Annotated in this window: 19 protein-coding genes and 1 tRNA gene; 6 read left to right on the top strand and 14 right to left on the bottom strand. The window is 62.4% G+C overall.

Annotated features, from left to right (window positions below):
- Positions 1-6 precede the first annotated feature (6 nt).
- The 6 genes from F2P47_RS02630 to rsfS all read right to left on the bottom strand — a co-directional run bounded on the left by F2P47_RS02630 (position 7) and on the right by rsfS (position 6614).
- Positions 7-1230 carry a divergent polysaccharide deacetylase family protein gene (locus F2P47_RS02630; protein WP_152214606.1) on the bottom strand — a complete coding sequence of 408 codons (1224 nt, stop codon included), beginning with the start codon at positions 1228-1230 and terminating at the stop codon, positions 7-9.
- Between the two features lie 100 nt (positions 1231-1330).
- Positions 1331-2656 (bottom strand): S41 family peptidase, encoded by a 1326-nt coding sequence (locus F2P47_RS02625; protein ID WP_152214605.1) that lies wholly within the window; start codon positions 2654-2656, stop codon positions 1331-1333.
- Positions 2657-4036 (bottom strand): murein hydrolase activator EnvC family protein, encoded by a 1380-nt coding sequence (locus F2P47_RS02620; RefSeq protein ID WP_152214604.1) that lies wholly within the window; start codon positions 4034-4036, stop codon positions 2657-2659.
- Positions 4023-5576: a 2,3-bisphosphoglycerate-independent phosphoglycerate mutase gene (gene gpmI / locus F2P47_RS02615; protein WP_185680904.1), complete on the bottom strand. Its 1554-nt coding sequence runs from the start codon at positions 5574-5576 to the stop codon at positions 4023-4025. Before gpmI ends, F2P47_RS02620 begins: the two co-directional genes overlap by 14 nt.
- Before the next feature lie 147 nt (positions 5577-5723).
- Positions 5724-6206: a 23S rRNA (pseudouridine(1915)-N(3))-methyltransferase RlmH gene (gene rlmH / locus F2P47_RS02610; protein ID WP_152214602.1), complete on the bottom strand. Its 483-nt coding sequence runs from the start codon at positions 6204-6206 to the stop codon at positions 5724-5726.
- A gap of 84 nt (positions 6207-6290) precedes the next feature.
- A complete protein-coding gene (gene rsfS, locus F2P47_RS02605) occupies positions 6291-6614 on the bottom strand; it encodes a ribosome silencing factor (protein ID WP_152214601.1) in 324 nt (107 codons plus the stop codon).
- Between the two features lie 100 nt (positions 6615-6714).
- Here rsfS and F2P47_RS02600 point away from each other — a divergent pair, with 100 nt between their 5' ends.
- Positions 6715-6981, top strand: a complete 267-nt coding sequence (locus tag F2P47_RS02600; RefSeq protein WP_152214600.1) for a hypothetical protein — start codon at positions 6715-6717, stop codon at positions 6979-6981.
- A 114-nt stretch (positions 6982-7095) separates the two neighbouring features.
- On the opposite strand, the gene F2P47_RS02595 is transcribed toward F2P47_RS02600, so the two are convergent.
- The 8 genes from F2P47_RS02595 to F2P47_RS02560 all read right to left on the bottom strand — a co-directional run bounded on the left by F2P47_RS02595 (position 7096) and on the right by F2P47_RS02560 (position 13582).
- Positions 7096-7704 carry a nicotinate-nucleotide adenylyltransferase gene (locus F2P47_RS02595; RefSeq protein WP_152214599.1) on the bottom strand — a complete coding sequence of 203 codons (609 nt, stop codon included), beginning with the start codon at positions 7702-7704 and terminating at the stop codon, positions 7096-7098.
- A gap of 16 nt (positions 7705-7720) precedes the next feature.
- Entirely contained in the window at positions 7721-8962 is a 1242-nt protein-coding gene (locus tag F2P47_RS02590) for a glutamate-5-semialdehyde dehydrogenase (protein ID WP_152214785.1), read from the bottom strand.
- A gap of 155 nt (positions 8963-9117) precedes the next feature.
- Positions 9118-10236, bottom strand: a complete 1119-nt coding sequence (proB, locus tag F2P47_RS02585; protein WP_152214598.1) for a glutamate 5-kinase — start codon at positions 10234-10236, stop codon at positions 9118-9120.
- 31 nt (positions 10237-10267) lie between these two features.
- The gene (obgE, locus tag F2P47_RS02580) at positions 10268-11311 is read right to left on the bottom strand and encodes a GTPase ObgE (RefSeq protein WP_152214597.1); all 1044 of its coding nucleotides are present in this window, start codon (positions 11309-11311) and stop codon (positions 10268-10270) included.
- Entirely contained in the window at positions 11308-11874 is a 567-nt protein-coding gene (locus F2P47_RS02575) for a GNAT family N-acetyltransferase (protein WP_152214596.1), read from the bottom strand. The genes obgE and F2P47_RS02575 overlap by 4 nt, the downstream gene beginning before the upstream one ends.
- A gap of 205 nt (positions 11875-12079) precedes the next feature.
- Positions 12080-12358, bottom strand: coding sequence for a 50S ribosomal protein L27 (rpmA, locus tag F2P47_RS02570; protein ID WP_152214595.1), 279 nt, complete (start codon positions 12356-12358; stop codon positions 12080-12082).
- A gap of 17 nt (positions 12359-12375) precedes the next feature.
- Positions 12376-12687: a 50S ribosomal protein L21 gene (gene rplU, locus F2P47_RS02565; protein WP_152214594.1), complete on the bottom strand. Its 312-nt coding sequence runs from the start codon at positions 12685-12687 to the stop codon at positions 12376-12378.
- 127 nt (positions 12688-12814) lie between these two features.
- Positions 12815-13582, bottom strand: coding sequence for a CDP-alcohol phosphatidyltransferase family protein (locus tag F2P47_RS02560; protein ID WP_152214593.1), 768 nt, complete (start codon positions 13580-13582; stop codon positions 12815-12817).
- Positions 13583-13752: 170 nt separating this feature from the next.
- Here F2P47_RS02560 and F2P47_RS02555 point away from each other — a divergent pair.
- The 5 genes from F2P47_RS02555 to F2P47_RS02540 all read left to right on the top strand — a co-directional run bounded on the left by F2P47_RS02555 (position 13753) and on the right by F2P47_RS02540 (position 19144).
- Positions 13753-13842, top strand: a tRNA-Ser gene (locus F2P47_RS02555).
- Positions 13843-14449: 607 nt separating this feature from the next.
- A complete protein-coding gene (locus F2P47_RS02550; protein ID WP_204886479.1) occupies positions 14450-14680 on the top strand; it encodes a helix-turn-helix transcriptional regulator in 231 nt (76 codons plus the stop codon).
- An 85-nt stretch (positions 14681-14765) separates the two neighbouring features.
- Entirely contained in the window at positions 14766-15185 is a 420-nt protein-coding gene (locus tag F2P47_RS17570) for a hypothetical protein (RefSeq protein ID WP_185680903.1), read from the top strand.
- 61 nt (positions 15186-15246) lie between these two features.
- Complete coding sequence (locus F2P47_RS02545) at positions 15247-16359, top strand: tyrosine-type recombinase/integrase (RefSeq protein ID WP_185680902.1); 1113 nt, start codon at positions 15247-15249, stop codon at positions 16357-16359.
- A gap of 532 nt (positions 16360-16891) precedes the next feature.
- A complete protein-coding gene (locus F2P47_RS02540) occupies positions 16892-19144 on the top strand; it encodes a CRISPR-associated endonuclease Cas3'' (RefSeq protein ID WP_152214591.1) in 2253 nt (750 codons plus the stop codon).
- Positions 19145-19173: the final 29 nt, after the last annotated feature.

Genomic DNA, 19173 nt, shown 5'->3' with positions numbered 1-19173 from the left:
CTCCCGTTATTTGGGTCCGCCGACGGTCGCCGTCACGGGAACCAGCACGACGCCCTTGGCCTTCAGTCCTTTTGCCCAATGCGCCACTTCATCGACGGTGACGGGGAAGGCCGATGCGATGCCGACCGCGAGGCCGGATTGCTTCGCGCCGTCCTCGAGCATGGAGAGCGACTGCTTGACCACGTCGGGGTTCTGCACTGGATCGACCATGCGCGTACCTTGAGCGACGGGCAGACCGATTTCGCCACCGAGCTTCGGCACGAGGCTGCGCTGCGAGGTGCCATTGTCGACATACATCAGGCCGCGCCCCTTGAGGGCGGAGAGGATGGGAGAAAGGGCGGCCGCCGTGCTCGTGAAGCGCGCGCCCTGATAGTTCATGACGCCTGCATAGCCGGTGAAGCGGCTCATCTGCCACTCGAGGCGCGAAATATTTTCGGGTGGCTGCAGATTGGTGAGCAGCGTATAGGGCCCCGGATCATTCTGCGGATAGCCGAAGGGCTCCATTGGCAGTTCGAGCAGAACCTCGTGGCCAGCCGCGCGCGCCTTGTCGATCCAGTCCTGAAGCTTCGCTCCATAGGGCGCAAAGGAGAGTGTCACCTCCGGCGGCAGGGTCTCGATTGCATGGGCCGTCGCGCTCTCGCTGATGCCCATGCCGCTGACCACGATGGCGACGCGGGGGCCTTCGGCCAGGCCTTTCGGGAGCGGACGCGCATAGACTTTCCATGCCTGCCGTCCGTCCTTGGCGATGACCGGCAACGGCCCCTGCGCGCTATTGGCGACGAGCGCGGGATCTGGCACGTGCCGGAGCGGTCCGATGGTATCGGCTGTGGGCGCGGTGTCGTCGCTTGAGGTCGATTCGGCGCCGACGATCCTGACGCCGTCGGCCGGCGCGGCCTCGTCGCCCTGCTCGACGCGCTTGGCGGCTTCAAGAAGGGCCTGCTCGTCGGCGCTCGGCTGGTCGGTGTCCGGGAGCGTCGTCGTTGGCTTCGGCGTGGTCGGCTCTTCATCGGGGTTGCCGGGGCGAAGCTCGGCAGGCGTTGCGGGCGGCGGCGCCGGCTCAGGCGCGACGGCGAGGCGCACCACCGGCTCACCCGCGAGCCTGTTGTCGGAGAGGAGCAGCCAGCCCAACGTGCCGCCATAGACAAGCGCGACGACGATCGTCGCGATGGCGAGCAGCCCCGGGCGGCGTGGCTCGTCCGCATTCATGGCAGACAACGCATCACGCGGCATTGCGGATGTCCTGCTGCATGGCCTGCCCGAGCCGTGTCTCAGCCGACGCCATCACGCCTTCGCCCCCCTGGTGCCCTTTACTCGCTCAGCTCGCGTCCCGTCAGTTTGCGCTCGCCGAGGACGCGCTCTTGAAAGCGGCATCCTTGCGGACGCCATTCAGCAGGTCGATCGCATAGAGAAGCTGCTTGTCATCCTTCTTGTCGGTGGGCACGAAGGAATCCGAGCCTGCGATTTCCTTGGCGCCGTCTTCGGCGGCAAGGTGGCCGGGGAGCTCGGCTTCGCCGGTGACGAGCGTGCGCTTCTTCAGCTTAGGGTCGGTGTTCTGCTCAACCTGAATATCCGGCACGATGCCCTTGGCCTGGATCGAATGTCCCGAAGGCGTGAAGTAGCGCGCCGTGGTCAGGCGCAGCGCGCCGTCCGAGCCGAGCGGAATGATGGTCTGCACGGAACCCTTGCCGAAGGAGCGTGTGCCGAGGATCACCGCGCGGCGATGATCCTGCAGCGCGCCCGCGACAATTTCGGACGCCGAGGCGGAGCCGCCATTGACGAGGACAATCACGGGCTTGCCGCCGGTCAGATCGCCGCCCCGCGCATTGTAGCGCTGCGTGTCTTCCGCATGGCGCCCGCGCGTCGAGACGATCTCGCCCTCGCTGACGAAGTCGCTGCTGACGGCGATCGCCTGCTCGAGAAGGCCGCCGGGATTGTTGCGCAGGTCGAGGACATAGCCCTTCACCTTCGCAGGCCCAATCTGCTTCTTCAGTGTCTGGATCGCTTCTTCCAGCAGTTCGCCGGTCTGCTCGTTGAACGATGTGATGCGCAGATAGGCGATGTCACCCTCGCGATGGTACTTCACCGACTTGATGGTGATGATGTCGCGCGTGAGCTTCACGTCGAAGGGTTCGTCGGCGCCCTTGCGCACGATCGTCAGCGTGACCGCGGTATTGACCGGCCCACGCATCTTGTCGACCGCATCGCTCAGCGTCATGCCAAGGATCGGCTTGCCGTCGATATGGGTGATGTAGTCATTGGGGCGAAGGCCGGCGCGACTCGCCGGCGTCTCGTCGATCGGCGTCACGACCTTCACGACGCCATTCTCCATGGTGACCTCAATGCCGAGACCGCCGAACTCGCCGCGCGTCTGCACCTGCATGTCGCGGAAGCTCTTGGGGTTCATGTAGCTCGAATGCGGATCGAGCGAGGTCAACATGCCGTTGATCGCGGATTCGACAAGTTTCGCGTCGTCCGTCGGCTCGACATAGTCGGCGCGGACACGTTCGAAAACGTCACCGAAAAGATTGAGCTGGCGATAGGTGTCGCTATCCGCCGCTTCGGCAATGCTGTTGAGGTTCCCCGGCTGCAACGCAAATACGGTGAGGGCCGAGACGATCGTGCCAATCGCAAAACCGCCGATCACAGACTTGTTCATTTATCCACGAGCCTTCTTGTCACTCATCATCAGCCACGGGCGGGGATTGATCGGGTCGCCATCTTTCCGGAATTCGATATAAAGCATCGGCCTTTGGCCCGCTTTCGTGTTTCCGTCGGAGCCGCCGTCCCGTCCGGCTGCCCCGCCGTCTTCAGCCAAACTGTCTGGTGAGAGAGACGGGCCCATGGTGCCGACGGGCTCGCCAGCAAGAACGGTCTGGCCCGCCGTTCCGTTGATTCTGCTCATGCCCGCCAACAGCACATGGTAGCCCTCGCCCACCGATATTATCAAGAGTTGCCCATAGCGACGAAAGGGGCCCGCGAAGACGATCTTGCCGTCGAAAGGCGCCACAACCTGTGCATCGGGCCGGGTTGCAATCTGGAGGCCCTGCATCCGCCCGCCAAGACCGTTGGGTGCACCAAATTCTCTTAGCACAGGCCCGGTTACCGGCAGGCGAACAAGTCCTTTTGCCTCCGAAAAAAGGCGTGATGAAGGCAAAGTGCCCTCGCTGCGGGGCGGGCTCAGGGCGGCCACCTGTTCGCCCTCGGCGGAGGTGGGTTGCCCTCCGGCCGCGACAACCGGCTCGGGCGTGGCCACGGGCCTCATACGGGCGGGGTCGGGTCGAGGCATGGGGATGCGCTGGGCGGCGGTGGCCTCCAGCCGGCTGATCAGGTCGGTAAGGTCGGTTGCCTGACGGGAAAGCCGTTCGGCCCGGCTTTGCTCGGTTTCTGCCGCTGCGACAAGCTTCTGCTGGCGGGCGACCTTCTTGTTCAACAGGGTCTCGAGCCTCGCCCTGTCGCGCTCTAGCGATGCCTGGGCATCGGCCAGGGTCTTCCGCTCGGCCATGATGCTGGCTCTGAGCCGCGACAATTCCTCGAGCTTTGCCTTCAGCGCCAGCGCTTCGGCGCGAAGTTCCGGCACTGCGGAGCCGAGCAGGATGGCGCTGCGGATCGCGCCCAGCGCGTCGTCGGGGCGGACGGCGAGGGCGGGCGGGGGGTGGCGGTCGAGGCGGGTAAGGGCTGCGAGCAGATCCGCCATCTCGCTGCGGCGATGTTCGAGCCGGAGAAGCAGGGCCGCCTCGGCGGCCTTCAGCGCGGTCAGCCGGTCCTCGGAGGCCGAGACATCCTTCTCGCGCGCCTGGACATTCGCCGCCGTTTCGATGAGGCGCGAGCGGATTTCGGCAATTTCCTTGCGGGCGTCTTCCGACTGCGCCTCAAGCGCCTTCTTGCGCTCGACGCTGGTGTCGAGTTCGTGCTTCAGGTTTTCAAGCGTCGAGGGATCCGCGACTTCGGCCCGCGCGGGATTGAGCCAGGGCGCGGTGATCGTCTGGGCTAGCATTGCGGCCAGCGCGAGCGAGGCTATGGTTTCAGGCCGTGACACGGACGGCCTGTTCTGCGCCCGCAAGGAGCGAGCGTCCCGTCATGCCCGCCGGAACCTCAAGGCCCATCAGGCCGAGCAGAGTCGGCGCGACATCGGCCAGCGTGCCGGGGCGAAGCGTGGAGTGTTTCTCCGTGCCGTTCAGGATAAAGGGGGTGCGTGAAGAGGTCGGCCCTCGCCAGGGCGCCCCCGTCGCCGGGTCCACCATGACCTCTCCCTTGCCGAAAGCGCTCGTCACGACCATGACGGCGCCCCGCTTCTCGACCTGCGCCGCGAGCCTGCCCAGATGCTTGTCGATGGCTTCGGCGGCCTCAACCGTCGCACGCAGATTCCCGGTGCGCCCAAGGATGCCGACGTTCGGCAAATGCAGCCCGACAAAATCGCGATCGCCCTTGCGCACCGCATCGATCGCTTCGGCGACGAGGTCGGCGGAGGCGAGATCGGGGCGTTTTTCGAGCTTGGCGAAGGGGGGGCTCTCGGCGACGCCGATCGTCTCGCCGTCATAGATTTCGCCGATGCCGCCACGCATGAAAAGCGAGAGGTTCGTTTCGGCGATGGTTTCCGTCAGCAGAAGCTGCGAGCACCCGGCGCGCGCGATGGTTTCACTGAGCGTCGGCGCGACCGGTGGCAGGACGAAGAGCGGATCGACATGCGGTTTTGTGCGGCCTTCGAGTTCGCAAAGCGAAGCCATGCCTGAGAGCAATCCGGCAGCAGGGCCGTCGAGCAGAGCTTCGATAAGCGTGCGGCCGAGGTCCGGCTGCAGATTGACGAGCAGAACCGCGTCGTCCTGACGGATGCCCCTGTATTTCGCGGAGACCGCGGGGGGCACACGATCGTCGGCAAAGCCCTTCTTGTAGGCGTCGTTGAGATAGGCCGCTGGATATTCCGTACGCGGTGCTTCCGCGGTGAGGATCGCTTTCAGCGCCGATTTCAGAAGATCGCCCTCGCTCGGTTCATCGAAGGCATAGGCGCGGCCCATGATGGTTCCGAGGCTCGCATGTTCGGCCCCCGAGATGTCGTCGAAAAATTCGGCAAGATAGTCGACGCCGCCCTGTCGCGCCGAGTCCTGCCCGTCCATGACCGCATGGACCCAGACCTGCACGCCTTCATGGCTGAGCAACGCCGCCAGAACCGCAAGGTGATGCTGATGCCCGGCGATGCCGCCCGGCGACACCATGCCGATCAGATGAATAGCGCCGCCGCGCGACCTTGCGCGCTGGATGAGCCTGGTGAGCGCGGGATTGGTGCTGATGGCGCGGGCATCGTCCTGCTGAATGGCGCGGTTGATGCGGAGGATCGATTGTTCCACCGGGCGGCCCGCGCCGAGCGTCAGATAGCCCGCCTTGGCGTTGCCGGGCTTTCCAGGCGCGAGGCCCACATCCTCGCCCGAAGCGGAAAGAAGCGTCTGCGCGGAAGCGGCGGCCAATCGGTCATAGATCGGCGTACGCGCCATCGCAAGCGCATTTCCCTCGCGCTCCGCGCGAATGCCCCAGCCGTCCAGAAGGACGAGTACCAGAGGTCTGACGCCGACAAATCCGCTCATAGTTCTTGAATTAATCAGCCCCGACTCAATGTCTGCATGTTCGCCACGCAGTACAACTGAAACTATTCCAAGGTGTGAATCCTGTCCATGACCACGATGCGCCATCGCAGTCATATTGATCATTCCGTGCGCACTGCAGTCTGGCGATCAGGCGCGATGATAGGGATGTCCGGCGAGGATGGTCACGGCGCGGTAGATCTGCTCGGCCAGCATCACGCGCACGAGCATGTGCGGCCAGGTCATGGGGCCGAAGGCGAGGACATGGGCAGCTTCCTCGCGCAACGCCGGCGCGAGGCCCGCCGCGCCACCGATGATGAAGGCGATGTCGGATTGCCCTTCGTCCCGCCACCGGCCGAGGCGCTTGGCAAAGGCTTCGCTCGGCTCGGCGCGGCCGCGCTCGTCCAGCGCCACGAGAATGGCGCCGCGAGGGAGCGCCGCGCGCAGCAGCGCCGCTTCACTCTCCTTGAGGGGCGCTGGTTCGAGCCGGCGCTTTTCCTCGACCTCTTTCAGATTGAGCGCGGTTATGCCGATACCGCGACCGGCGGCTTCAGTGCGAGAGACATAATCATCGAGAAGCGCTTTCTCGGGTCCGGCGCGAAGCTTGCCGACGGCGCAGATGTCGATGCGCATGAGGGGCCTTTCATCGGGCGCGCAAGCGGCACAGCGGTTGTCCGCTGTGCCTTGTCGCGCAGTAGCCGGAAATGCGGGCCGCCTTTAGACGGCGGCTTGTTCGGCCGGAATGTTGGCCGACCACATTTTTTCCAGCTTGTAGAAGTCGCGTACCTCGGGGCGGAAGATGTGGATCAACACGTCTCCGCTGTCGATGAGCACCCAGTCGCCCTGCCGCAGGCCTTCGACATGCGCCGCGCCATAGCCGCCTTCCTTCAGGCGGCGAATGAGATGCTCGGCGACGGCAGCCACATGACGCGCCGACGTGCCGCTCGCGACGACCATGTAGTCGGCGATCGGAGTCTTCCCGGCGAGGTCGATGGAAACGATATCCGCGGCTTTGTCCTCATCGAGGCTCTTGAGAACCATTGCGAGGTGGGCGGCAGCCTTCGACTGCGCGGCATCGGTCTTTTTTGAGGCCTTTTTCGCGGTGGGTTTTTTCGTCGCGGCTTTTGGGGCCGCTACTTTCGTGGCTGCCGCCTTTTTGGCGGCGGGCTTTTTTGCCGGAGCCTTTTCTGCGGCCTTTGCCTTCGGCGCCGTTGCCTTCTTCGGCGTTACCGCTTTCTTCGGAGCAGCGGTCTTCCTGGGGGCCGCTTCCTTCTTCGGTGCCGAGGCGGTTTTCTTTGCCGTCGCTGCCGTCTTGGTTGCGGGCCGCTTCGTGGTCTTGGCGGCTGCCTTCGACGCGCTTGCGGGCTTGCGCTGGACCTTGGGGTCCTTCTTGGGGCTGCTCAGGTAATGGCTCCTTCTGTCCTGACTCGAGGATCGAAGCCGACCGCCGAAGCGGATTCGGCTACCCCAAGATTAGGGGCGGGACGCTCCGAGTTCAATCTATCCGTTGAATCGAACGCCTTTATGACTCTCCGCGCGCTGCACGTATAGAGGTCGCGGAGGCGGGATGTTCAGGCCCCTCGAGAAAGACGAGGGCGGGCGGGGCGACGTGGGCGAGAAGGGCGGCGTCGCTCTGATCGAGCGTTGCGGATTTCAGCATCGTCGCGGCGGGCGAAAGCCGCGCCTTCAACGTGAAATCGGGCCGCGGATAGACGGCTATCGGGACTTCGCGGGTGAGCTCGCGCCATTTCGCCCAGCGCGGAAGTTGCAACAGATTGTCGGCGCCCATCAGCCAGACGAAACGGATATCGTGGTGGCGTGCCTTCAGCGCGCGCACGGTGTCGATGGTGAAACGCGTACGGAGCCGTGTTTCAATGTCCGTGACGACGATGCCCGGTTCGCCCGACTTTGCGACGAGTTCTTCCGCCGCCTTCACGCGGGCCGCCTGCGGCGCCATGCCGGATGCGCTTTTGAGCGGGTTTTGGGGCGAAACGAGCCACCAGATGCGGTCAAGCGCGAGCGCCCTCAGGCACATGCGCGTGAGGTGCAGATGGCCTTCATGCGCGGGATTGAACGAGCCGCCGAGCAACCCGACCGTCATGCCCGGTGCCAGCGCTTCGTTGCGTTTCATGAGAGGCGCCCGCCCGTCACGGCCTGATCTGGCCGGTGCCGCGCACCACATATTTGAAGCTCGTCAGCTGCTCGACGCCGACGGGCCCGCGCGCATGGAACTTGCCGGTGGCGATGCCGATTTCCGCGCCCATGCCGAATTCGCCGCCATCGGCGAATTGCGTCGAGGCGTTGTGAAGCACGATGGCGCTGTCCACAGTGGCGAGGAAGCGATCGGCAGTCTTCTGGTTCGCGGTGACGATCGACTCCGTATGGTGCGAGCCATAGTGCGCGATGTGGCGCATGGCTTCCTCGATGCCGTTCACGACGCGGACGGAAATGATCGCGTCGAGATATTCGGTGCTCCAGTCGGCTTCGGTCGCTGGCTTCACCCGGGCGTCGACCGCGCGGGTGCGCTCGTCGCCGCGCACTTCGCAGCCCGCGTCGATGAGGTCTTTCACCAGAACGGGAAGATGCGTCGCGGCGCAGGCTTCATCGACGAGCAGCGTTTCCGCCGAACCGCAAACGCCGGTGCGCCGCAGTTTCGCGTTCATCACGATCTTGCGCGCCATTTCGAGGTCGGCGTCCTTGTCCACATAGACGTGGCAGATGCCTTCAAGATGGGCGAAGACAGGCACACGCGCCTCCGCCTGCACGCGGGCGACAAGGCTCTTGCCGCCGCGGGGCACGATGACGTCGATATTGCCATTGAGGCCTGCCAGCATTTCGCCGACAGCGGCGCGATCTGTCGTCGGAACGAGTTGGATCGCATGTTCGGGCAGGTTGGCGGCCATGAAGCCTTCGACGAGCGATTCATGGATGATGCGGCTCGAATGGCTGCTCTCCGAGCCGCCGCGCAGGATCGCGGCATTGCCCGACTTGAGGCAAAGCGCGCCCGCGTCCGCCGTCACATTGGGGCGGCTTTCATAGATGATGCCGATGACGCCGAGCGGCACACGGATGCGCTCGATGTGGAGGCCGTTCGGACGGTCCCATTCGGCGATCTTCGAGCCAACGGGATCGGGCAGGGCGGCGATATCCTCAAGCCCCTTGGCCATGGCTTCGATGCGCTTCTCATCAAGCAGCAGGCGATCGAGCATCGCGCCGGAAAGACCCTTCTCCTTCGCGGCGGCGAGATCCTTCGCATTGGCCGCGAGGATGTCGTCGACATTGGCGCGGATGACCATGGCGGCGCCGATGAGGCCCGCATCCTTCTGCTTGGTCGGCGCCATGCTGAGCTTTTCGGCGGCGGCGCGGGCATGCTTGCCCATCTCCGTCATGATGGCGGCAACGCTGTTCCGGTCTGCGTCGATTTTCACAATGCTCACGAGGCCACCTGTTTTCTGCTCGTTCTCTCATGTGTAGCGCCGTCGACCCTACCGCAAGGGCCACAGCCGGGCTACCGGAAGGACGTGTGGCCGGCACGGGCTTTGTCTCAGGCCTTCGTCATCACCAGGTCATCGCGGTGCACCATTTCGGCGCGGCCCGCGAAACCCAGAAGCTCCTCGATCTCGCTGCTGTTATGGCCCTTGATACGCTGGGCATCCTCGCTCGAATAGGCTGACAGCCCGCGCGCGATCTCGACACCCTGTTCGTCGAGGATGCTCAGCGCGTCACCGCGCTCGAAGCGACCCTCGACGGTGGTGATGCCTGCCGGGAGAAGGCTCCGCCCATGGCGCAGCGCATTGACCGCGCCATCGTCGACGGTGATCGAACCCATGGTCTTGAGGCTGCCGGAAATCCAGCGCTTGCGCGAGGCGACAGGCGTGGTGCGCGCCGTGAACCATGTGCAGCGCGCGCCTTCTTCCAGCGCGCGAAGCGGGTGCAGCGTCCGGCCATTGGCGATCGCCATGTTGCAGCCGCCATCGGTCGCGATGCGGGCGGCGGCGACTTTCGTCTTCATGCCGCCGCGGCTCATTTCGCTCGCGGCGTCGCCCGCCATACCCATGATCTCGGGCGTGATGTCGGCGACTTCGGGAATATGCGTCGCGCCGGGCTCGGAGGGAGGCGCGGTATAGAGGCCGTCCACATCGGAGAGCAGCACAAGACAATCCGCCGAGATCATGCTCGCCACGCGGGCGGCAAGGCGATCATTGTCGCCGTAGCGGATTTCGCTCGTCGCCACCGTGTCGTTCTCATTGATGACGGGCACGGCGCCAAAGCGCAGCAGCGTGTTCAGCGTCGAGCGCGCATTGAGATAGCGTCGCCGTTCTTCCGTGTCGTCGAGCGTCAGCAGGATCTGGGCGCAATTGCGGCCATAGGCGCTGAGGATTTCCTGATAGGCATGGGCGAGGCTGATCTGGCCGACGGCGGCCGCCGCCTGGCTCTCCTCAAGCTTCAGCTTGCCGGAGGGAAGGCCGAGCGCGCGGCGGCCGAGCGCGATGGAGCCGGAGGACACGATCAGCATTTCCTGCCCACGTGCGCGCATCGTCGCCACGTCTTCCACGAATGCGTGGAGCCATGTGCGGTTGAGCTTGCCGGTTTCCTTGTCGGTCAGAAGGGCCGAGCCGATCTTGACGACGACGCGCTGGGCATTGCTGAGACGCGCGATCATTTCATGACCTCGCGGCGAACTCCTTGTCCGGTCATGGACGCCATCCTTCTTCCGGCTCTTCGGCCGCCTTCTTTTCCACGGCATTGGCGGCGGCGATCTCGTCGGCGACGAGGTGCAGCACCTTGTCGACGCCTTCGCCCGAGACGCCGGAGATGAGATGCACCTTCTTGCGCCGGCTCGCCTTTACCAGCGCCTTGCGCTTTTCCTCGCGCTCTTCTTCCGACAGCGCGTCGCATTTGTTGAGGCAGAGGATTTCCGGCTTGTCTTCAAGCTCGGCGCCATAGGCTTCGAGTTCGTTCCTGATGACGTGATAGGCCTCCGCCACATCCTCCTGCGTCCCGTCGACGAGGTGGACGAGAACGCGGCAGCGCTCCACATGGCCGAGGAATCGGTCGCCGAGCCCTGCGCCTTCGCTCGCGCCTTCGATGAGGCCGGGAATGTCGGCCAGCACGAAGGTGCGCGCGTCGATGCTCACGACACCGAGGCCCGGCGTCAACGTGGTGAAGGGATAGTCCGCGATCTTCGGCTTCGCCGCGCTCACCTTGGCGAGGAACGTGCTCTTGCCTGCATTGGGCAGGCCGACAAGGCCTGCATCGGCAATGAGCTTCAGCCGCAGCCATATCCACATTTCCTGGCCTTCCTGGCCGGGATTGGCGCGGCGGGGCGCGCGGTTGGTCGAGCTCTTGAAATGCGCGTTGCCGAAGCCGCCATTGCCGCCCTTGAGCAGCACGACGCGCTGGCCGACTTCCGTGAGGTCCGCGAGCAGCGTTTCCTCGTCTTCGTCATAGACCTGCGTGCCGACGGGCACCTTCAGCACCGCGTCGTCGCCGTTGAAGCCGTGGCGGTTCCGGCCCATGCCATGCATGCCGGTCTTGCCTTTGAAATGCTGCTGGTAGCGATAGTCGATGAGCGTGTTCAGGCCCTCGACGCATTCGATCACGACATCGCCGCCCTTGCCGCCGTCGCCGCCGTCGGGGCCGCCGAATTCGAGGAACTTCTCGCGGCGAAAGCTCACCGCGCCGGCGCCGCCGTCGCCAGCCCGGATGTAGATTTTCGCCTGGTCGAGAAATTTCATTCTGTCGTCTCGCTTGCGAGAAGGTTGTGCGTTGCCGCGCGCGTCCTCGGCAGTTCCATCCGGAGGCCGCGCAGCTTTGCGCGCCGCGCTTCGGACCAGATTTCATTTTCCGCAATATAGCGGAAGCCGAGCTTGGTCAGAACGCGGCCCGAAGCATGATTCTCGACAAAGTGTCCCGCCGTCAGCCTTTCGACGGGAAGCCGAGCGAAAGTCTCGACGACGAGGCGCCTCGCGGCTTCCGTCGCAATGCCGAGGCTCCACCAGGCTTCGCCGATCCAGTAGCCAAGTTCGAAGGCATTGCTGTCTTCGTCTGACGAGTCGAGGCCGATCGAGCCCACAAGCTCGCCATTCCGCTCGATCGCATAGGCATAGCCCTGCTTGGCAGCGCGCCGCGCGTCATGCGTCGCGATCCATTGTTCGGCGAGGCCGTCCTTGTAGGGATAGGGCACGCGAGCCAGCATGCTCGCCACCTTCCAGTTGCCGGCGAGCGCCTGAACGCGCGGCGCGTCGTCGAGATTGAAGTGCCTCAGGACCAGCCGGTCCGTTCTCAGAACGTCCTGCATCGGGTGCTCTCCCGGACCGGAGTGCCGTTCGCAGAACGGGCACGCGGCCAAAAACAGAGAGGGAGCAGTGCCCTTCGCAGCCCTCCCGCGCCTCGCCGCGATATCTGCGAAGGGCACAGGGAGGACATTAAAAAAGGGAGATGGCGGCCCATCTCCCTCTCGATTTCGATGGTCGCCACCTGCGAGGTGGCGAAACCTCGCGTCTTCAGTCGGCCGCAGCGGCCGGTGCGCCGGCCGGCATGACGGATACGTAGGTGCGGCCGTTTTTGCGCGCGCGGAAGGAAACAACACCTTCGGTCGTCGCAAAAATGGTGTGGTCCGTGCCCATGCCGACATTGGCGCCGGGATGCACCTTGGTGCCGCGCTGACGGATGATGATGTTGCCGGAGATGACAGCCTCACCACCGAACTTCTTCACGCCGAGACGGCGACCGGCGCTATCGCGACCGTTGCGGGATGAACCGCCTGCTTTTTTATGAGCCATTTGTCTCTACTCCTGCCTCAGCCTGCGATCTCGACGATCTTGACGAGCATCAGATCCTGGCGATGGCCGTTCTTGCGGCGATAATTCTGACGACGACGCTTCTTGAAGACGGTGAGCTTCGGACCGCGGGTCATTTCGATGACCTCGGCCTTCACGCTCGCGCCTTCGACGAGCGGCGCGCCGATCTTCGTCGCGCTGCCTTCGCCACCGATCATCAGGACCGGAAGGTCGATCTTGTCGCCGGCGTTCGCTTCGACGCGCTCGACTTCAAGGAGTTCGTCTTTAGCGACTTTGTACTGCTTGCCGCCGGTCCGGATGACTGCGAACATGGGAAACCACCATATAACGGAAAAGGGCCAGGCGCGGCGGAAGTGCCGCGGCCCGGGCCGAATTGGGGGGGAATATACAGGGGGAAGACTGCCTGTCAAGGCGAGAAGGCCTTGGGAACCGGCCCTTTCAGACCCTTTCGGGCCGTCGGAACGACCGCCAGAGGCAGACTCCGAGGAAATAGACAGATACCAGCAAGAAAGCCCCATAGGCCACCGGCATGGCTTTCGCCGGGGTAAGGCTTGGCCCACTTGCGAGGACGAGGGTGAAGGTAAGCGCCCCCCAGGCGCCCGTCATGAGAAGATTTAGTGACCTGAGCGCCCGGACACGGAAGGGATGGATGAATTTGAGGGGAACGAAGGTCAGCGCCCCCAGCACCGCGATGGCCGTCAGGTTCACCCAGGGGCCGCTCGTCGTCAGGTAGAAATAGAGGATGACGAGGTTCCAGACGGCCGGGAAGCCCGAGAAATAATTGTCCGTCGTCTTCATGTCCTTGTTGCCGAAGCAATAGAGCGATGTCGTCATGATATAGGCGGCGGCGGGGATCTCGAAGCCCGGCGGGACCATGCCGAAGCGGTAGACAATGAGGGCCGGAATCACCGTGTAATTCAGGTAGTCGATGATGTGGTCGAGGATTGCGCCGTCGAAGCGGGGCGCGAATTCCGTGACCCGGACCTTGCGCGCCATGGGTCCGTCGAACCCGTCGATCAGGAGCGCCGCGCCCAGCCAGAGCAGCACGAGGCGCAGGTCCCCGGCAATCAGGGCCGAAATGGCGAGAAGCCCGACCACAGCCCCCGACGCCGTGAAGGCATGGACAGCCCAGGCCGCGAAGACGCGCGGGCGTAGCCGTTCCGCTCCGGGCCTCGATGGTTTCTGCTCTGTGCGTGCATCGCTCATAACGAAAGTTTAGCAGGATCGGGCTCGCCAAAACGCCCTTTCTGCGCCTGGGCGTAAAAAGGAGAGATTTATGGCCGATCAGGCACTTGTGCCCGCGCAATGCCTCGGTCTACATTCCGCGCCGCTTCCACATGGCAGCCGGGCGCTTCGCCGCCGGCCCCATACCTCGCGGAGAGGTGGCTGAGTGGTTGAAAGCACCGCACTCGAAATGCGGCATAGGGGTGACTCTATCGGGGGTTCGAATCCCTCCCTCTCCGCCAAAAATCATTGCAACCTATTGAAATATATAAATATTTATGATGCGGCATACTCTGGCCCATCATCCAGCCCCACATCCCATTAATGCCAGCGTGGCTTGCCTGATCCGGGATTTGTCCGAATTTGAGGTGAGGAGCGCCTGAAAAAACCTCGTTGGGATTTGTTGCCCGGCTGCGGGATGAGGTGCGACGAGTAGTTGCTGCATTGGCCGAATCGGTTCAGCCTTTCCTTAGGTCAGACGAGATCGGGGACTTCCTTACCTCTGCCAGCCTGACTGCATTTTCAGTTTGAGCGCATGACGCGCCTTCATCAGCCCGCAAAGCGGGGAGAAGGACGCGTATGCCAATTCCTCCAGACGATCTTCATTCGCAGCCCGGTCTGTTCGGTCAGCTCGACCTGCCCGTACCTCACAGGCAGGAACAAGGTGTTGCGGCTCCTGCCCCGGCACGATCTCCGGCGCCCTCTAATAAAGCCGGCGCGGCGGATGAGATGCGTCCTGCTGAACCCGCTGATGCGGTGCCTGTGCGCAGGAAGCGGCGGAAGGCCGGGTGTGAGAGCGCAAGCTCGCGCAAGACCACATCTGAAAAATCAGTCTCGTCTGCGAACAAAATGGAGGGCGCAGCCCTTCTTCCGTCCTCTCAGATGCCCGCCGACTTGCTGGAGCGCTATTTCACAGTGAGGCAGGTGGCCACACGCTATCGCGTCGGCATTGCGACGGTCTGGCGCTGGGTCAAGGAGCAGGACGGATTTCCGGAGCCTGTTCGTCTTTCAAAGGGGACCACACGCTGGTGCGAGACTGACCTGTTGCGCTTCGAAATCGCAAGGAGGGCGGGCAAATGATGGCCTTCCTTGTGCCTGCCTGGTACGGCGTTTCTCAGCCATCTCTCCACGTCGAGATTTCAATCGGCCGTGAGGGAGGCTGCTGATGCGCCGCCGTCACCATCCCAACAAGGCTAAATCAAATTGGGTCTATGACCTCAAGGCGACCCGTTCGCTCTATGACGTCAGCAGAAACACCCCCCTGAACTGGATCAAGCAGGGGCTTCACCCAATCGACGATCAGAAGCCGGTGGCGTTCCGCGGCGACGAGCTCAATCGCTTTCATCTGCAGCGAAGGCAGAATCTGCGATGTCGGTTGGAGCCGCATGAATTCTTCTGTGTCGGGTGCAAGCGTCCCAAGCTGCCGCTTGACGGCGAGATTGAGGCGATCCCATCCCGCAAAGGCGCAGCTCGTATCACGGGCGTGTGCCCGGATTGCCGTGGCGCAGTCTTTCGGTTTGTGGGCCCGCAGGGGACGTCCGCATTCTTCGAAAAATATGCGGTCAAGAGCAGAGACGAGAAATGACACTAGTGTGAGGACCCTGTTCTCGCTGTTGTTGTGCATTGAGCAATTCAGGATTGTCGAAATGTCGAACCCGAAAAATGATCGCCGCCGTCTGGCGTATCAGGCGCATCTCCGGCATGCCAAAGGGCTCAGTGAGAAGAGCATGGATGCGGCGCTGTCAGCATTGACCGAATTTGAGGTCTTTACGCGTCATCGTGACTTCAGGCTGCTTCATCGCGAGCAGATCATCGGCTTCAAGGACCATCTGATGACTCGCGCGAGCCGCGCCGATGGCCAGCCCCTCAGCGCCTCTACGATCATTCATACGCTCGGACACTGTCGCGCATTCTTTGCCTGGCTCGTCGAGCAGAGGGGCTATCGCAGCATGAATGCGACCGAGGTGGATTATTTTGCGCCGCCGCGTCGTGAGGTCATGCTGGCACGTACGCTGCCTCCCAAACCGGTTCCGACGCCGGACGAGGTCCGCCGCATCCTCTCGACCATGCCCGGAGAAACGCTTCATGCTCGCCGGGACAGGGCAATTGTTGCTTTCATGTATTTGACGGGGATCAGGGTCAACGCGGTTGCCTCATTGCATCTCAGGCATCTCGATATGGTCTCAAGGACGGTCTTTCAGGATGCAGGCGTCGTTCGCGTCAAATTCTCGAAGAGCCAGGTGACGTCATTCTTTCCTGTTGGCAATGATATCGAGCAGATGGTTGCGGACTGGGCGCTGGAGCTCTGCCAGCGCGGCTATTCACCCGACGATCCGCTCTTTCCTCGGAACGGTGAGCTGGGTGCCAACGGCGATAGCGAGATTGCGCGCGAATGCTGGTCTAACTCCGCACCCATAAGACGGATATTCAAACGCGCATTTGAGGATGCGGGCATCAGCTACTACACGCCTCACGCATTCCGAAAGACGCTGACCCGCTTGGGGCTCGGAATGTGCGATACGGTGGAAGAGCTGTGGGCCTGGTCGCTCAATCTCGGTCACAACTCGCTCAATACAACCCTTCAGCACTATGGCGTGCCGTCAGATGAGCGTCGTCGGCACGTGCTTGGCGCGCTGGGCCGGTCGATGGACGAAACTATGGACGAGGGGACCGTGGCTTTTCTGTCCTTGTTCAGAGCCAATCCCGCCTTGGCGCAAGCAGCCAGAATCTTTGCACGGCAAGAGAGGTCGGCTGAATAGTTCCGTGTCTCGACGAGCTTGAAGGAACCTCTTGTCGAGGAAATCAGAGGGTTAGTCGTACACCATCTGTCGTTGAGGATTGCCTGACACTAACGGCGAATTGCCTCCATATCGACCTTGGCGCTCAGGTCACCCGAACGGTGGGTGCTGACGTATGAAGCCTTCATTCAAGCGCGTAGGCGTGCCAGAGTTGAGGATGGCCGACAAGTTGCCCCTTTCCGCGGACGACACGATGGCGCTGCCAATCTCCTCAGCATGTATCTGAGCAGGCTGATCGGCTTGGCGATGAGCGATTTGTCGAGCGAGGATCAGGAAAACCTTCGACTCCAATCGGAAAGCGATCTCAGGATTGCAGAGCCCTCGCCTCAAACTGGTAACGGACCGAGTTCAGACGAGAAAGTGAAGTCGCTGAGATGCGGGTTGCGACAGCACCGCAAACGTTTAAGCCGCTAATGTCCCTTCTAGAAGAGACATCAACTGTGCAATACTCTTTATTAATCTAGTACAAAATATCCGGCAGGTCAGCGGTCATATGCCGTATTTTGCTCATTCCGGCACCTCTCGAGATAAAAGCGATTGGCAACCGCTCCAAGAGCACTTGTTGGCCGTAGCCAAATTGGCTTCCGACCTTGCTGAGCACATCGGTTTGGATAAGGCCGCATATCTAGCAGGCCTCTTCCATGATCTCGGCAAATACAATCCGGATTTTCAACGAAGGCTTGAAGGCCAGAACATTCGCGTCGATCATTCGACTGCCGGGGCCGCCCTGCTGAAAAAACTCGTCGCGGCAGATAGCGCCGATGGCGCCATGGTGGAATTCATTGCCTACGGGATTCTGGGACACCATGCCGGTCTGCCTGATCGGAATACGGACGAAATCGGATGCTTTGAACGCAGGATCGAGCGTTATGAGGACAAGCTCGACCCTGTCTGGCGCGACGAACTTGCCTTCGATCTGGCGCGCCTGATGCCGAATCGACTCATGGAGGCGATAGGTAAACGAAAGGCCTATGCAGGTTTCGACTTTTCGGTCGTCGTGCGCTTTCTCTTTTCCTGCCTAGTGGATGCGGATTTCAAGGATACCGAGCGCTTCTATTCGACGTTGGATGGACGGCAGCCCGACCGGCATTGGGCTTCGCTTCAGGACATGCTGCCGGAATTTCTGGTCCGTTTTAACGCCTATATGACCGGGAAGCGCGGTGACGGGGATATCAACCAACTGCGCGGTTACATTCTGACCCATGTGCGCGGCAAGGCCGGGATGTCTCCCGGCCTCTTCACATTGACGGTCCCGACAGGCGGAGGCAAGACCCTGGCTTCGCTCGGCTTTGCGCTGGACCACGCCAAGGCGCACGGACATCGCCGGATCATCTATACGATACCTTTCACATCCATCGTCGATCAGACTGCGGATATCTTCCGCGACGTTCTGAGCAGCGAACACATTCTCGAACATCACTCGGCGATCGACGAGGAGCATCCGGACACGAAACGGAGACCAACCAGCCGCGACCGCCTGAAGCTCGCCATGGAAGACTGGGCGGCGCCGATTGTCATAACCACGAATGTTCAGCTCTTCGAAAGCCTCTTCGCCACAAGGACGTCGAAGGCGCGCAAGTTGCACAACATCGCAGGGTCAATCATCATACTTGATGAGGCGCAGACGATTCCACGGCACTTGCTCATCCCTTGCGTTCGCATGCTGGATACGCTGGCGTGCCTCTTCGGCTGTACGATCGTTCTGTGTACCGCCACACAGCCGGCGCTCGGCGCGCCAGGCTTTCCCGAGGGACTCGATCTTCAGAAGGACCGTGAATTGGCGCCGGACCCGCATGATCTCGCTCTCCGGCTGCGCCGCGCCCGCATCGAGCGCGTCGGCGAGATGGATAACCACGCCTTGATAGGGGCCATCGGCAGGGAGCCGCAGGCGCTGGTCATCGTCAACAGCCGCAAGCATGCGCTGGAGCTCTACAGGGAAGGCGGAGAGGCAGGGCTTGACGGGTTGGTGCATCTGACAACGCGGCAGTGCGCGGCGCATCGGCGTGAGATTCTCACTGGCGTACGTAAGCGACTGAAAGACGGACGAACTTGCCGTGTCATTGCGACGAGCTTGATAGAGGCAGGCGTGGATGTCGACTTTCCGAAGGTCTGGCGCGCGGAGGCGGGACTCGACAGCATCGTCCAGGCTGCGGGACGCTGCAATCGGGAAGGCCGGAATCCATGGCAGGAGAGCGTGGTCACCGTCTTTTCCACGCCGGACTACAAGCCGCCCCGCGAGATTGCCGGCCTGATCGGCGACATGAGCCGTATGGTCGACCGGCACGACGATCTGCTATCGCTCGACGCAATTGAAAATTATTTCGGCGAAGTCTATTGGCGGGCCGGGTCAAAGCTCGACGAAAGAGGAATTTTCAAGGATTTCGTCATCAATCGGGATGGTGCGGACTTCGCCTTCCGCACGGTTGCTGAAAAGTTCCGCATGATCGAAAGCAGGATGGAGCCCGTGATCATTCAGTTCGATGATCGGGCAAGGAAGGCTGTCGCGGAACTCTCCATCGAACAACTGTCGTCCGGCAGTCTTGCGCGAAAGTTGCAGAGTTATGTCGTGCAGGTGCCCCCGCGAGCTCGGGCCTTGTTGATTCGCAGCGGACATGTGACCTTCGTAAGGCCGGATTTGCGTGGCGATCAGTTTGCTGTCCTGAAAAGCGAAGATTTGTATAAGGACGAGATTGGGCTATTGTGGGAAGATGCTGAATATCTGACGACAGAGAATTCAATAATTTGATCAAGGATGAGTCAGAAGCCTGACAGTGG

Source organism: Parvibaculum sedimenti (assembly GCF_009184905.1).
Lineage (GTDB): Bacteria > Pseudomonadota > Alphaproteobacteria > Parvibaculales > Parvibaculaceae > Parvibaculum > Parvibaculum sedimenti.
The sequence above is the reverse complement of the archived record's forward strand: the minus strand, read 5'-3'. Positions and strand labels throughout refer to the sequence as shown.